Below are 14,256 nucleotides of genomic sequence, written 5' to 3' on the forward strand. Positions count from 1 at the left end.
CAATCAGTTCCTTTCCAGGGTGTCTACGTCGGGCTGACGCCAGACGAGCTCGTCCGGAGTCAGGGCATCGGCGTCCAGGCGTGCCCCCAATGTGCAAGTGAACGCTTCGAATAGCAACTGGGTGCTCAGCACCCCGATGAACGCCATGTTCTCGCGGGCGCTCGTGAGCCGGCCCGCCTCCCACTTGCGGACCAGGCTGGCGATGCGCTCGGCCTGCCAGAACCCGGTCCGGGCCAGCGCCTCCGGTCCCAGCGCCGCGGCCACCATGGCCCGGCCGGCCTCGCCGGCGAAGCTGGCCGCGTCCGGGGCGCGGTAGGGCTGCTTGGGGCGCTGGAGGATCGCGGCGGGGAGCAGGTCGGCCACGGCGTCCTTGAGCAGGGCCTTCTCCTGCAGGAGGGGCATTCGCGCGGCGGCCGGCGTGGCCAGCGCCGCCTGCGCCAGTTCGTGGTCGAGGAAGGGGAACCGCCCCTCCACCGAGTGGCCCATGAGCATGCGGTCGCCCTGGCTGCTGAGGAGGTAGCCCGCGAGGAACGTCGTCATCTCCACGTACTGGGCGCGGGCCACCGGACCCCAGCCGGCGAAGTCGGCGGGCAGGTCGGCCAGCAGCCGGGCCTCGGGCTCGCCGGCCTGCAGCGCGGCGAGGGCCTCGGGGACCAGGAAGGTGGTCATCATGCCGGTGTTCTGCCAGCGCGGGCGGTGGCTGAAGAAGGGGTCGTCGGGAGCGTCGAGACCCTGGCCGTAGAAGCGCTGCAGGAACTGGGGCGGCGACTGATCCAGGTAGGGATAGAGCCGGGTCAGCAGGCGGGGCCGCTGGACCGACTGGGGCTGGCGCGCCCAGAACCGCCGCACCTTGGCCTCGCGGAAGATGTTGTAGCCGCAGAAGACCTCGTCGGCGCCCTCGCCGGTGAGGACCACCTTCCAGCCGTGCTGGTGCACCAGGCCCGACAGCGCATGGAGCGGCGCCGGCGCGGTGCGCAGGATCGGGGTCTCGGTGTGCCAGATCACCTCGGCGAAGCGGGCGGCGATCTCGGCGCCGTCGATGGCGATGGCGCTGTGCTCGGTGCCCAGGTGGGCCACCATGGCGTGCTGCCACTGGCTCTCGTCGTAATCGTGGTCGGTGAAGCCCACCGAGAAGGTGCGCAGGCGGTTCCGGGTGCAGGACTGGATGAGCGCGGTGGTGGCCGAGCTGTCGAGTCCGCCCGAGAGGTAGGCGCCCACCGGGACGTCGGCGCGCAGCCGGATCACGGCGGCCTGCTCGAGCTTCTCGCGGATCTCCCGCGCCAGGCGCCGGCTCGTCTCGCGGTCGAGGTGGCGGGCATCCTCGCGCGCGGGCAGGAATTCGGGACGCCAGTAGCGCCGCAGCGCGAGGCACGCGGGCAGCGGCGACGGCGGCGGGTCGGCCACCGGTTCGCGGCCGGCACAGAAGGCGGTGGTCGCGGGCGGCAGCTGGCTCACCGCGGCCAGCGGCGTGGCCGGCGCGATGGTGGACCAGTAGGTGAAGACCTCGGCCAGGCGCGACGGATCGGGCCGGCAATCGAGGCCGGGCCAGGCGGCCAGCGCCTTGATCTCCGAACCGAAGAGCAGCACCTCCCCCACGCGGGCCACGTACAGCGGCCGGATGCCGAAGCGGTCGCGGGCCAGGAAGAGCCGGCGCTCGCGGCGGTCCCAGATGGCGAGGGCGAACTGGCCGTTGAAGCGCTCGACGCAGCGTTCGCCCCACTCCTCGAAGGCGTGGACGATGACCTCGGTGTCGCTACGCGTGCGGAAGACGTGGCCGCGGGCCTCGAGCTGGGTGGTCAACTCGGGGTAGTTGAAGATCTCGCCGTTGAACACGATCCAGTGCCGCCCGACCTCGTCGGTGAGCGGTTGCTGACCCGTGGCGAGATCGATGATGCTCAGCCGGGCGTGGCCGAGGAAGCACGACTCGTCGCGCCAGGCACCGAACTCGTCGGGCCCACGGTGGCGCAGGCTGCCGATCATACGTTCGGGCAGACCCTCGGGAAGCTGCAGGGGCCCGTCGAGGGCCACGGCGCCACAGATGCCGCACATACGGTTCGATTCCCCTTCCGACCACGTGGCCGCTCCCCCTGTGGGGCTTGCTTTCATATCGGCGGATTGGCCGCTGTCTTGACCGGCGGAATGCCTTACAATGGCCCGGTTCAGCCGGACCGTCCATCCTCACCTGGAGGTTTCTCCTTGCGCATCCAGCACATCCTCGCGAACGCGGCCATCTGGGCGTTGCTGACCATGGTCACCGCCTTCGGCCCCGCCGCCGTCCAGGCCGCCGACCCCGTGACACGCGATCACGACATCGTCCCGGAAGACTACCTCGACATCGCCTCGATCACCAGCCTGGCCGTCTCTCCCGACGGCAAGCAGGCCGTCTGGACCGAGAGCCGCTGGGGCCGCGGCAGCGAGGGCCGCTTCCAGGATCTCTGGCTGCTGGACCGCGACGCCAAGCAGCCGCTCACACGGCGCCTGACCTTCGACGGTTTCGGCGCCGCCAACCCCGCCTGGTCGCCGGACGGCGCCTGGATCTACTTCCAGGGCCGCCAGTCCCATGCCGGCGCCGAGAAACCGCCCTACGACGGCTCCCGACAGGTCTGGCGCCTCCGTCCCGACGGGCGCGACCTGATGCCGGTGACCCGGACCGAGGACGGGGTCGGCTCGTTCTGCCTCGCTCCCGACGGCCGGACCATCTACTTCACCGCCGGCGAGGAGCACCACGACGAGGCCTGGCGGACGCTCAAGAAGGAGTACGGCCACCTCGAGTACGGCCACGGCACCGTGGAGTGGGACGCGGTCTGGCGGCTCGATGTCACGAGCTGGCGAGCCGAGAAGGTGCTGCCCGCCCAGCGGGTGATCCACGAGCTCCGGCTGGCGCCGGATGGACGCCAGCTCGCCATGATCACCACCGAGGACGAGGAGCTGATCTTCAAGGAGGGCTGGTCGCGGGTCGACGTGCTCGATCTGGACACCGGCGGGGTCGGTATCATCACCGCCGACAACTGGCGCGCCGACCACCCCTCGCCCTACGGCTGGGTCGAGGAACTGGCCTGGTCGGCCGACAGCAAGGCGCTGGCCTTCTCCATCAGCTTCGATGGCTACGCCTCGCGGATCTACGTCGCCGAGGCCGCGGGCACGGGGTGGAGCCTGCAGACGGTCGCACGCCCCCACCCGGTGACCTTCGCCGGCGGCCTGGCCTGGCTGGGCCGGGGCCGCACACTCTGCTACCGAGGCGAGGCCGAGGGCCGTGTCCGGGTGCTGGCGGTGCGTGACCTCAAGGCCGGCGGCCAGGGCGCGACCCAGGAACTGACCCCTGGCGACGTGGTGGTCGAGTACTTCAGCCTCACCCCCGACGGCAAGACCCACCTGGCCGCCCTGGGCACCACCGAACGCTTGGCCGACATCTACCAGGTCAAGGGCGGCCGTCTCGAGCCCGTCACCGACCTCAATCCCCAAGTCCACACCTGGAAGCTGCCCCGGATCGAGCACATCACCTGGACCGGCGGCGATGGCGACCCCTGCAGCGGCATCCTCGAGCTCCCCCCCGGTTACGACCGCGACCGGGACGGCCCCCTGCCCCTGGTCCTGGAGATCCACGGCGGCCCCACATCGTCCACCCTGCATCGCCTCCGCCTCTGGATCTACGGCCGCGCCGTCATGGCAGCCCGGGGCTATGCCCTGCTCAGTCCAAATTACCACGGATCAAATGGTTACGGCGATGAGTTCCTGGAAAAACTCATCGGCCGCGAGAACGATATCGACGTGGCCGACCTGCTGACCGGAGTGCGCCACCTGATCAATACCGGCATCGCCGACAGCGACCGGATCGGGGTCATGGGCTGGAGCAACGGCGGCTACCTCACGAACTGCGTCATCACCCAGGCCCCCGAGCTGTTCCAGGCCGCCAGCAGCGGCGCCGGCGTGCTCGACATGGTCATCCAGTGGGGCACCGAGGACACTCCGGGCCACGTGATCAACTTCGCCGAGGGCCTGCCGTGGGAGACCCCCGAGCATTACCGCGCCGCCTCGCCGCTCTACGCGCTCGACAAGGTCCGCACCCCGACCATCATCCACGTGGGCGGCGCCGACCCCCGGGTCCCGCCCGCCCACAGCAAGGCCCTCTACCGCGCGTTGCACCACTATCTCGAGGTACCCTGCGAGCTCGTCGTCTACCCCGGCGAGCCCCACGGCCTGACCACCGCCGAGAACCGCATGGCCAAGATCCACTGGGATCTGGCCTGGTTCGACCGCTACCTGCTGGGCAAGGAGCCAGAATAAGCGGACACTCCGGGATTGCCTCCGGCTGCCGTGTCCGTTAGGTTGCGGGGGTACGGAAGCTGCGGGGCGGGCCTGCGGTAGGCCCGCCCCGGCCGTCATCATCCCCCGAAAGGATTCCCCATGAAGCACCTCTTCGTGTTGGTCCCCTTGCTTGCCGCCCTGCTGGTGCTGGCAGCCTGCGGTGGCGCCGGCCAGGACAAGGAGACCCCGTTGACCACGCTAGAGCCCGGTCTGCAGTCGGCCAGCTACGCCCTGGGCATGGATCTGGCCAACCAGACCAGCATGCTGCCCGGCACCCCGGACACCACGGCCATCACCGCCGGCTTGAACGACTGCCTGGCCGACAAGTCCAAGCTGACCGAGGTGGAGGCCCGGCAGGTCATGCAGACCATGGGCCAGCCCGCCGATGAGGCCGAGTTCTCCGATCCCAACTTCGCCTCGGCCGACGAGCGCACGGGCTACGCCGTGGGCGTGACCATGGCCGGCTTCGCCGCCAACATGGTGGCCGATCTCGACACCCGCGCGTTCCGCCAGGGCTTCACCGACCAGCTCGCCGGCGGCGAGTGCCTCATCCCCGCCGAGGAGACGCGCAACGTCATCACCGAGTACCAGCAGGCCCAGCAAGAGAAGATGGCCCTGGTCAATCTGGAAGAGGGCGAGAAGTTCCTGGCCGAGAACGCCCAGCGCGAGGGCGTGATCGTCACCGACAGCGGCCTGCAGTACGAGGTCATCGTCGAGGGTGACGGGCCCAAGCCCGCGGCCACCGACAAGGTGAACGTGCACTACCACGGCACGCTGATCAACGGCGAGGTCTTCGATAGCAGCGTCGATCGCGGCGAGCCCATCAGCTTCCCGCTGAACCGCGTCATCGCGGGCTGGACCGAGGGCGTGCAGCTGATGCCCGTCGGCAGCAAGTACAAGTTCTTCATCCCCAGCGCGCTGGGTTACGGCGAGCGCGGCGCCGGGGGCAAGATCGGCCCCAACGCCACCCTGATCTTCGAGGTGGAATTGCTCGGCATCGAAGAATAGCTCCGCGCGAGCCGGAGACACGGAGGCCCCGCCAGATGGCGGGGCCTTCTGCGTGTGTGGAGTACGGCCGATCAGTCCAGCGCCGCACAGCCCTCGCGGAACCGCGCGAGCGCTTCCTCGAGGCGCGCGTGGGTGGTCCCGAAGTTCCAGCGCACGTATCCCGGATGGCCGAATTCGCGGCCGGCCTGGAAGCCCAGCCCGAAGCGTTCGAAATGGGCCGCGGCATCGGTCAGGCCCAGCTGGCGGCAATCGATCCAGCCGAGGTAGGTGGCCTCGACGTGGGCCATGGTCACCTGTGGGATCCCGGCTACCTCCTCCTGGATGAGGTCGCGACCTCGACGCAGGTAAGCCAGCTGGGCCGCGAGCCACGGCCCGCCGTCGCGGTAGGCCGCCAGCGCCGCGGTGTAGCCCAGGGCGTTGACGTGCGGCACGATCATGGCGCCGGCGCGCACGAACCGGCGGCGCAGGTTCTCGTCGGGAATGATGGCGTAGCTGCAGCCCAGGCCCGCGGTGTTGTAGGTCTTGCTGGGCGCCATCAAGGTGATGGTGCGAGCCGCGGCCTCAGGAGCGATGGTGGCCGTGGGCAGATGCGGCCGCTCGTCCAGCAGAAGCTGGTTGTGGATCTCGTCGCTGCAGATGATCAGATCGTGGCGCGCGCAGACCTCGACCAGCTTCTCCAGCTCGCCGCGTTCCCAGAGCCGGCCACAGGGATTGTGGGGGGAACAGAAGAGAAACAGCCGGGTGCGTGCATCGATGGCGGCCTCGAAGGCGTCCCAGTCGAAGACCCAGCGGCCGTCCTCGCAACCGAGCGGCGCGGTCTGCAACTGCCGGCCCATGGCGCCCGGGCAGGCCAAAAACGGCGGATAGATCGGCGTGCTGGTGAGCACCGCCTCGCCGCGATCGGCGTACGCCCGGCAGGTCGTGGCCAGCCCCGAGACCAGCCCGGGCAGCCAGACCAGCCACTGGCGCTCCACGCGCCAGGCGTAGGTCTGCTCGAGATGGCCCAGCACCTGCTCCACCAGCTCGCCTGGCGCCATGGTGTAGCCGAACACTCCGTGCTCGACCCGCGCGTGGAGCGCCTCACGCACCGCCGGTGGCGACAGGAAATCGGTGTCGGCCACCCACAGCGGGATGATGTCGCGGTTGCCGTACTTCTCCCACTTGATGCTGGCGGTCCGGCGCCGATCCACCTCGCGGTCGAAATCGAAGTCAGGGCCCGTGCCGCTCACGATCGCCCCATCTCCGCGAGAAGCTCGCGGACCCTAAGGACCGCCTCGTCGGGGGTCGCCGCCAGGAACCAGTGGCCGCGGCCGCAGGCGTCGAGGAACGCCGCGCCGGGATCGAAATCGAGCAGGACCACCGGCCGTTCGAAGCGGAGCGCCAGCGCGATCTCGCTCAGCGTCCCCCCCTGGCCCTGGCAGGCCACCACCACATCGCTGGCCAGGACGTTGGCCACGTTGCGGGCGGCGCCCATGCCGGTGGGGATGACGATGTCCAGATGCTCGCAGGCCGCCTCGCGCTCGGCATCGAAGAGGATGCCCACGCTCAGCCCGCCAGCCTCGCGACAGCCTGCGGCCGAGGCACCCATGACGCCGGTGGGCCGGCCGCCATTCAGCAGCAGCCAGCCGTTCTCGGCGATGAGCCGACCCAGCTCGCGGGCGTTCGCCGCGGTCCGGGGCGTGGCCTCGGTCCCTCCCATGACCCCGATGACGGTGCGGCGCATGTCACTCCTCCAGGCTGCGTGGTGCGGCGAGAACGATGGCGGCCGCCCCGGCGGGGCGGCCGCATGTCAGGATGACACGGAGCGTCGCGGGACGCAAGTGGCGGCGACCGGCTCAGGCCATCACCGGACCCGCCAGCACCCGCTGGACGTCCTGCCGCGAGAACACGTAGGGCAGCACCGGATAGCGTTGCGCCAGCTTCGCGGCCAGCGGACTCTCGCCGCTGTCGCACAGCACGCAGGTGGTGGCCGGCTGTTGATCGAGGAAGGGCAGGATCTTCTCGAGCTGCGGCAGGGTGACGCAGTTGGGATCGACCACCACGAGCTCCACCGCCTCGTGGCCGGGCTCCCGATTGAAGTACTCCTTGAGCGGATAGAGGCTGCACCCGAAGTGCTGCAGCAGACCGCCGACCCATCTCACCCGGTCCTGGTCGGTGGACAGGACCACCGCCGCGCAGGTCTGGGCCGTGGCGGCCTCGCCGGCCTGCAGGTCGCCGCCCTCGTCGGCGATCTTCAGGAAGACCTTCATCTCGTCGATCCTGGCGTCCATGCGCCCCAGCGCATTGCGGATCTGGTCGACCTCCAGGCAATGCAGACGGAGCAGTCGACCGAGCTCGGCCTCCTCCAGCGGCCGCTCGAACCCACCGCCGTGGATACAGGCCAGCACATCGCCCAGCGCCACCAGCGTGGTCAGGGGCTGCTCGCGACCGGAGGCGATCTTGACGTTATGATGCCAGCGCGCCGACTCCTGCAAGGTCTCGGGCAGCTGCCAGAACTTCATGAGCCGCTGGCCCACCGAGGCGTGACTCATGCCCAGCGCGTTCTTCTCCACCTCGATGACGTCGGCTCCGGCCCGGACCTCGTCCTGGGCCTGGCGCCACTCGTCGGGAGCTGCGGCCGCCAGCACCACGTGACCGATGTCGTGCATCAGGCCCGCGATGAACGCCTCCTCGGGATCATGCTTGGGAGAGAGCTGGTCCGCCATGGCCATGGCGCCGGCGCCGGCGGCCAGGGCGTGGTCCCAGAATGCGCTCATGGACGTGCCCCCCAGCTTCTGCATGGCCGAGACCATGCCGAAGCCCATGGCCACGTTGCGCACGCCGCTGAAGCCGAGCACCACCACGGCGCGGGTGATGGTGGAGACCTCGCCGCTCATGCCGTAATAGCTGCTGTTGACCAGCTTGAGGATCTTGCCCGCCATGGCCTGGTCGCTGGAGAGGACCTTGGTGACGTCGTCGGCGGAACTGTCCTCGTCGTTCATCACGGCCAGCAGCTTCTGGACCGCCGTGGGCAGGGGCGGCAGGTCGCGCATGGCCTGCATGACCTTGTCCTTGATGTCGGGCACGGGCGAGCCTCCAGGGGCTGGGCGGCGACGGGGGACCGCCGGCGGCGGTCCTTCTCCCCCCTGGGATCGGCTCCTGGCCACAAGACTTGAGGATCGCTAGCGCCGGGGATCGCGAGGAGGCCCGCCGCGGCGCAAGACCTTGCCGAACCGTTCGTTGACGTGATCCATGACCTGGTCCAGCTCGCGCTCGCGGACCTCGTCGGGGTCGCGGAAGAGCGTGCCCTGGCCGGCGTCGGGATCCGCGAAATTGCTCGCGGTCACGCCGATCAGGCGCAGCGGCCGGCCGCGTCGCTCGAGCCGCCGCTCGAGGAGCTGGCGGGCGGCGTCGCGCAGCTCGGTGGTGGACTGGGTGGGCTGGGGCAGGGTGAGGCTGCGGGTGTGGGTGGAGAAGTCGGGATAGCGCGCCTTGAGCGTCACAGTGCGGCCGCACAGGCCGTGCCGGCGCAGCCGCCAGGCGACCTTCTCGGCGAGCAGATCGAGGATCCGGCGCAGCTCGTCGCCGTTGGCGATGTCCTCGGCGAAGGTGATCTCGTTGCCCACCGAGCGGGCCTCGTGGACCGGCACCACCGGCCGCTCGTCTTGGCCCACGGCCAGCTCGAGCAGGTGCGCGGCATGGTCGCCGAAGCGGTCGACCAGCACCTGGCGGGGCACCCGCAAGAGGTCGCCCACGGTGAGGATGCCGTGGCGGTTGAGTTCGCGTTCGGTGACCTTGCCCACACCCCAGAGCTTGCCCACCGGCAGCACCGCCAGGCGCGCGCGGGCGTCGGCGGTGGTGAACACCACGAAGCCGTCGGGTTTCTCCAGATCGCTGGCCAGCTTGGCCAGGAACTTGTTGGGAGCCAAGCCCACCGAGGCCGTCAGACCGACCTCGTCGGCGATGCGTCGCTTGATGCTCCGGCCGATGTCCTCGGCCGAGCCGAAGAGCCGCTGGCAACCGGTGACGTCGAGGAACGCCTCGTCGATGCTCAGCGGCTCCACCAGCGGCGTGAACGCGTGGAACACCGCGAAGATCTGCCGGCTGATCTCGAGGTACCGCTCCATCCGCGGCCGCAAGTACACGCCGTCGGGGCAGAGCTTCACCGCGGTCGCCACGGGCTGGGCGCTGTGCACGCCGAAGCGGCGCGCCTCGTAGCTGGCGGCCGAGACCACGCCCCGGCCCTCGGCCGAGCCGCCGACGATCACCGGCCGGCCGGCCAGCGAGGGGTCGTCCAGCACCTCCACCGACGCGTAGAACGCGTCCATGTCCACGTGCAGGATGGCGCGGTCGGGCACCGTCACGGCCTCCCCTAGAACGCGACGCGGCAGCGGATCATGGCGGCGTCGTAGTCGAGGCCGCCGTAGAGCCGGCCGGCGCCGTCGGCCTCCTCGTCGTGGTCGACGTGGAGCCAGGCCACGGTGAGCTTGACCACCTGGTCGGGATACCAGCTGCCGCCCACGGTCCAGACCGTGGCGCTGCCGCCACGCACGTCCTGGTCGCTCATGTCGACCCACGACCAGCGCAGTCCGGCTTCCCAGGCCTGGCCGCGCTCGGGCTTCACGCGTCCGATGAGCGCCTTGTCGTCGCGGTAGCGGTAGCGGGCGCCCCAGAGATGCGAGAGCTGGACGTAGGCGCCGTCGAAGGCGAGGTCGGCCAGGGTGTTGCGCATGGTCCAGGTCCGGGTGTACTCGCCCTGCAGACGCCAGCCAGCCTTCAAGGCGAGCAGTTCGGCGCCGCCCTGCCGGATGTGGTTCACGTCGAAGATGTAGCCGGTGTCCACGAACTGCATGCCCGTCAGGTGGATCTCGTCGCGGGTCCGGAACCTGGTCACGCCGATGAACTCCTGGGTCTGGCGCCAGACGCCGCTGGCGCCCACGTGCAGCAGACCGTCATCGCTCCGCCAGGGCACCAGGGTGCCGCGGCCGGCCCAGGTCACCGCCTGGTTGGGCTGGGCGAGGTTGGTGTCGGGCGGGGTCGATTCGAGGCCCACGGCATGGCCCATGACGGCGCCAGCCAGCCGACCGGTACGTCCGTACCACGCGCCCTCGAGCCCCACGCGGCGGCCGGGACCGAAACCATCCAGGGCCAGCGAGCGCTCGAGGAAGACCAGGTCGCGGGTACTGGTGCAGGGGTCGAGACCGAAAGGCGCGCGCACGTGGCCCAGCCGCACCGCGATCCCGGGCGCCAGGAGCCGCCGCACGAAGGCGTCCTTGAGGGTGACCTCGTTGCCGGCGAGATCCACGTCGAGCTTGGCGTCCCAGGGCCCCGACGCGCTGGCGAGGATGACGCGGGCGCGGCGCAGTTCGCTGCCCGAGGCGAGGCTGTCGCCGCCGGCGCCCATGAAGTCGCCGGCGTCGACGGCCAGGCGGAGCGAAAGGTCCAGGGTCATCTCCTCGGCCGGAGCCGGGAAACTCGTGACGACGAGGCAGATGAGCAGGAGCAAGAGGGTTCTCATGGACTCGGATCCTCCCGGAACAGGCGTTCGAGATAGGTCCGCTTCTGCCGCACCTCCTGGTTCCAGGTCCGGTTCAGCGGAGTATCGGACCGCAGGCGCCACAGGGGCGACGCCGCGGCCAGCGCGTCATGGAATTGCCAGCGATGGTCGTAGCGCTGGCCGGCCAGCGAACGCAGGGCGCGTACCTGGTCGAGGCCGAGCCAGTCGCGGTCGAGTTCGAGGTTCGTGCGGGCGAGGTCGATCACCAGCGGCGTGACCTCGGCCAGTTCGAGCGCGGTCTCGGCCTGGTCGCGCGACAGGCCGGCCTCGCGCTCCAGGGCCCGTTGCAGGCGCAGGGCGTTGGTTCCCTCGCGGTCGGTCCAGTCGGCTCGCAACGTCCCGGGAGCCCCGGCCTCTTCCAGGCGGGTCAGCACCGCGTCGTCGAAACGGAAGCGCACCGGCCGGGCCACCTGCTGGTCGAACACGTTGTCCACGAAGAAGAGGCCGAAGAACGCCACCACGCCGGCGACGACGGGCGTGGCCAGCCAGCCCAGGCCCACCAGGCCCAGCGGTCTGAGACGCACGCCGCGCCCGCCCTTCAGGAGGCCCAGGCCGAGGATGGCTCCGATCACCGCCTGGCTGCTGGAGACCGGCACCAGCGGGATGGTGGGCAGACCGTGTGCGGCGAGCCAGCGCTCCAGGCCCTCGCTGGCGAACGCGAAGAGCACCAGCGACTGGGCCAGCACCACCACCAGCGCGGTCTCCGGCGAGAGGCGCAGCAGGCCGCCGCCTACGGTGCGCATGACGCGGTCGGAATAGGTCATGACGCCCACCCCGATGGCCACGCCGCCGAGCAGGAAGAGCTGCTGCACGCCGGTCACGGTCACACCCAGGATGGAGAGGTCGCGGAACGGATTGTCGGGGACGAAGACGCCCATGACGTTGGCGATGTTGTTGGCGCCCAGGCTGTACGAGCCGAAGGCGCCCACCAGCAGGAGCCCCCAGCGCACCAGGGCATCCTGGCGCAGGAGATGGATGCGGCTGCGCTCGAGGATCCGGCGCAGGATCAGGAACAGCGCCATGGCCACCAGCGCGGCCAGGAGCGGACAGAGCACCCACGACAGCACGATCCTCGACAGCGCCCGGGTGCCGGTGACCATGCCCGCGTAGAGGTTCCAGCCGATGATCGCCCCCACGATGGCCTGGCTCGTGGAGATGGGCAGGCCGAAGCGCGTCATGACCAGCGTCGCCAGCGCCGCGGCCAGCGCCACGGTGAACGACCCGGCCAGCGCGTTGACCGCGCCCAACCGGCCCAGCGTGTGCGCCGCCCCCGCCCCGCCGAGCACCGCGCCCAACACCACGAAGAACGAGCAGACCAGCGCGGCCGTGCGGAACCGCACCATGCGCGTGCCCACGGCGGTGCCGAAGACGTTGGCCGCGTCGTTGGCGCCCAGGGACCAGCCCAGGAACAGCCCGCTCGACAGGAAGAAGAGGATCCCGAGGCTCATCAGATCCGTCGCTTGATCGAGTAGATCGCCAGCCGGTCGGCCACCGCCTCGGCCATGTCCGCGACGCGGTCGATGGCCTCGGCGAAGTAGCGCAGGTGCTGGCGGCGGGCGAGGTCGAGCGTGGGATCGGCGAAGATCCCCCGCCGCAGTTCGAGGCCGATCTGGTCGCACTCGCCCTCGTAGTGGTGGACCTTGAACAGGTGGTCCTGGACCGCGGCCGGTTCGTGGAAGAAGCGCCGCGCGGCCAGGATCACCGCCTCGGCCGCATTGTAGGCGGTCTCGGCCAGGTGGCGGTAGTGGTCGTGCCAGGTCGGTGGGATGTCGGGGCGTTCGACGTCGAAGCGTTGCAGGCAGGTCTTGGCGCGGTCGATGATGTCGTCGGTGTGCTCGAGCAGGCCCAGCACGTCGCCCCGGTGCTCGGGGATCAGCGACTGCGCGTAGAGCATGGCCTCGACGTCGCGGCTGAGCTGGTCGGCCTGGATCTCCAGCTTCTCCAGGACCGCCCGTTTCTGCACGAAATCGTCGTGGCGACCCACCAGATAGCTGTTGATGGCGTCGCGGAACACCAGGGCCCCCTGATTCACGGCATCGAGGAACTCGTCGATCTGGCGCTCGATGACGCGGGTGGTCCGGAAGATGGGCATGTCGACCTCCTACCAGCGCGTGAACGGGTGCTGGCTCAGGCTTGAATTCCGGTAGCGCGGATCGCCGGTGACCTCCCGGCCCAGCCAGTCGGGCAGGTCGGGCCGCTCTTCCTCGTGCGCGAGTTCGACCTCGGCCACCACCAGGCCGTCGTTCGCGCCGGCGAAGACATCGACCTCCCAGACGTGCCCGCCGTGGGGCACCCGGAACCGCGTCTTGTCGATGACGACCGGCTCGCAGAGCGCCAGCAGTTCGGCGGCGTCGGCGCGCGGAATGGCGTATTCGTACTCGGCGCGCGTGGCGCCGCGGCTCGGTCCCTTGATCGTCAGCCAGGCCTCCTCGCCCGCCAGGCGCACCCGCACGGTGCCGCGCTCCCCCGTGCTCAGGTAACCCTGACGGAACACTCGCCCCCGGTCGGCAGACGCGCGCCAGCCAGCTCCCGCCACCAGGAATTTGCGCTCGATCTCCACGCCCATGGACGGCCTCCTTGCAGGGCGGTCGGTTGACGCCGGAGCATAGTCGTCCCGACAGCTGCAGCCAAGCGGGGATCTCCGGCTGGCGCCTTTCCGCGACAGCGCCTAAGCTTGCCCGGAACCCGAGCGGAGGATACCACGCCGTGTGCGGTCGCATCGTCCTGAAAGCCCCCTCGCGCCAGCTCGCCGAGGAGCTGGAGCTGGCGCAGGAGCCGGTCCTGACGGCCCGGTACAACATCGCGCCCACACAGCCGGTGGCGGCGGTACGGCTGGGGCCCGACGGCGTGCGCACCCTCGACCTGCTACAATGGGGCCTCATCCCGCCCTGGTCCCGGGATCCCCGGATCGGGGCCAAGATGTTCAACGCCCGCAGCGAGACCGTCACCGACAAGCCGGCCTTCCGCGAGGCCTTCGCCCGGCGCCGCTGCCTGATCCCCGTGGACGGCTTCTACGAGTGGCGCAAGCAGGGCCAGCAGCGGCAGCCGTACTACTTCAGCGCCACCGACCGTTCGCTCCTCACGCTGGCCGGCCTCTGGGAACACTGGGAGTATCCCGGCGGACAGGTGCTGGAGACCTGCAGCATCCTGACCACCGCGGCGAACCAGCTCATGCGCCGCATCCATCATCGCATGCCGGTGATCCTGGCGCCGGACGCGCGCGCGCCCTGGCTCGACACCACGGCCGACGAGGTGGACGGACTCCGGGCGCTCCTCGTCCCCGCCGGCGAGGACGCGCTCCGCTGCTGGCCGGTGTCACCCCTGGTCAACCGCGCCGACCACGACGGTCCCGATCTCATCGCCCCCCGGCACGACACCCCTCCCGACCAGCTCCCCCTGTTCTGACC

General features: G+C 70.3%; 12 protein-coding genes. 3 read left to right on the plus strand and 9 right to left on the minus strand.

Annotated features, from left to right (window positions below):
• Positions 1–3 precede the first annotated feature (3 nt).
• Positions 4–2,049 carry an asparagine synthase (glutamine-hydrolyzing) gene (gene asnB / locus IFSED24_RS07415; protein ID WP_491334579.1) on the minus strand — a complete coding sequence of 682 codons (2,046 nt, stop codon included), beginning with the start codon at positions 2,047–2,049 and terminating at the stop codon, positions 4–6.
• Between the two features lie 147 nt (positions 2,050–2,196).
• Between asnB and IFSED24_RS07420 the strand changes: the two genes are divergently transcribed.
• Positions 2,197–4,284 carry a S9 family peptidase gene (locus IFSED24_RS07420; protein ID WP_491334580.1) on the plus strand — a complete coding sequence of 696 codons (2,088 nt, stop codon included), beginning with the start codon at positions 2,197–2,199 and terminating at the stop codon, positions 4,282–4,284.
• 120 nt (positions 4,285–4,404) lie between these two features.
• Complete coding sequence (bamJ, locus tag IFSED24_RS07425) at positions 4,405–5,313, plus strand: BamJ family beta-barrel-assembly machinery protein (RefSeq protein WP_491334581.1); 909 nt, start codon at positions 4,405–4,407, stop codon at positions 5,311–5,313.
• Positions 5,314–5,384: 71 nt separating this feature from the next.
• Here the strand turns inward: bamJ and IFSED24_RS07430 are convergent, their stop codons facing one another.
• The 8 genes from IFSED24_RS07430 to IFSED24_RS07465 all read right to left on the minus strand — a co-directional run bounded on the left by IFSED24_RS07430 (position 5,385) and on the right by IFSED24_RS07465 (position 13,415).
• Complete coding sequence (locus IFSED24_RS07430) at positions 5,385–6,542, minus strand: MalY/PatB family protein (protein ID WP_491334582.1); 1,158 nt, start codon at positions 6,540–6,542, stop codon at positions 5,385–5,387.
• The gene (locus tag IFSED24_RS07435) at positions 6,539–7,036 is read right to left on the minus strand and encodes an SLOG cluster 4 domain-containing protein (protein WP_491334583.1); all 498 of its coding nucleotides are present in this window, start codon (positions 7,034–7,036) and stop codon (positions 6,539–6,541) included. The genes IFSED24_RS07430 and IFSED24_RS07435 overlap by 4 nt, the downstream gene beginning before the upstream one ends.
• Before the next feature lie 112 nt (positions 7,037–7,148).
• Positions 7,149–8,378 carry an HDOD domain-containing protein gene (locus IFSED24_RS07440; RefSeq protein WP_491334584.1) on the minus strand — a complete coding sequence of 410 codons (1,230 nt, stop codon included), beginning with the start codon at positions 8,376–8,378 and terminating at the stop codon, positions 7,149–7,151.
• A gap of 96 nt (positions 8,379–8,474) precedes the next feature.
• The gene (locus tag IFSED24_RS07445) at positions 8,475–9,650 is read right to left on the minus strand and encodes a DNA polymerase IV (RefSeq protein WP_491334585.1); all 1,176 of its coding nucleotides are present in this window, start codon (positions 9,648–9,650) and stop codon (positions 8,475–8,477) included.
• 14 nt (positions 9,651–9,664) lie between these two features.
• Positions 9,665–10,810 carry an OprO/OprP family phosphate-selective porin gene (locus tag IFSED24_RS07450; RefSeq protein ID WP_491334586.1) on the minus strand — a complete coding sequence of 382 codons (1,146 nt, stop codon included), beginning with the start codon at positions 10,808–10,810 and terminating at the stop codon, positions 9,665–9,667.
• Positions 10,807–12,297 (minus strand): inorganic phosphate transporter, encoded by a 1,491-nt coding sequence (locus tag IFSED24_RS07455; RefSeq protein WP_491334587.1) that lies wholly within the window; start codon positions 12,295–12,297, stop codon positions 10,807–10,809. The genes IFSED24_RS07450 and IFSED24_RS07455 overlap by 4 nt, the downstream gene beginning before the upstream one ends.
• Positions 12,297–12,941, minus strand: a complete 645-nt coding sequence (locus IFSED24_RS07460) for a DUF47 domain-containing protein (protein WP_491334588.1) — start codon at positions 12,939–12,941, stop codon at positions 12,297–12,299. Before IFSED24_RS07460 ends, IFSED24_RS07455 begins: the two co-directional genes overlap by 1 nt.
• 9 nt (positions 12,942–12,950) lie before the next feature.
• On the minus strand, positions 12,951–13,415 hold the full coding sequence (locus IFSED24_RS07465; protein WP_491334589.1) for a CYTH domain-containing protein: 465 nt from the start codon (positions 13,413–13,415) through the stop codon (positions 12,951–12,953).
• Positions 13,416–13,555: 140 nt separating this feature from the next.
• On the opposite strand from IFSED24_RS07465, the gene IFSED24_RS07470 reads away from it, so the two are divergent.
• The gene (locus IFSED24_RS07470; protein WP_491334590.1) at positions 13,556–14,254 is read left to right on the plus strand and encodes an SOS response-associated peptidase; all 699 of its coding nucleotides are present in this window, start codon (positions 13,556–13,558) and stop codon (positions 14,252–14,254) included.
• Positions 14,255–14,256 lie beyond the last annotated feature (2 nt).

This window comes from Candidatus Latescibacter sp. IFSED24 (genome assembly GCF_058273205.1).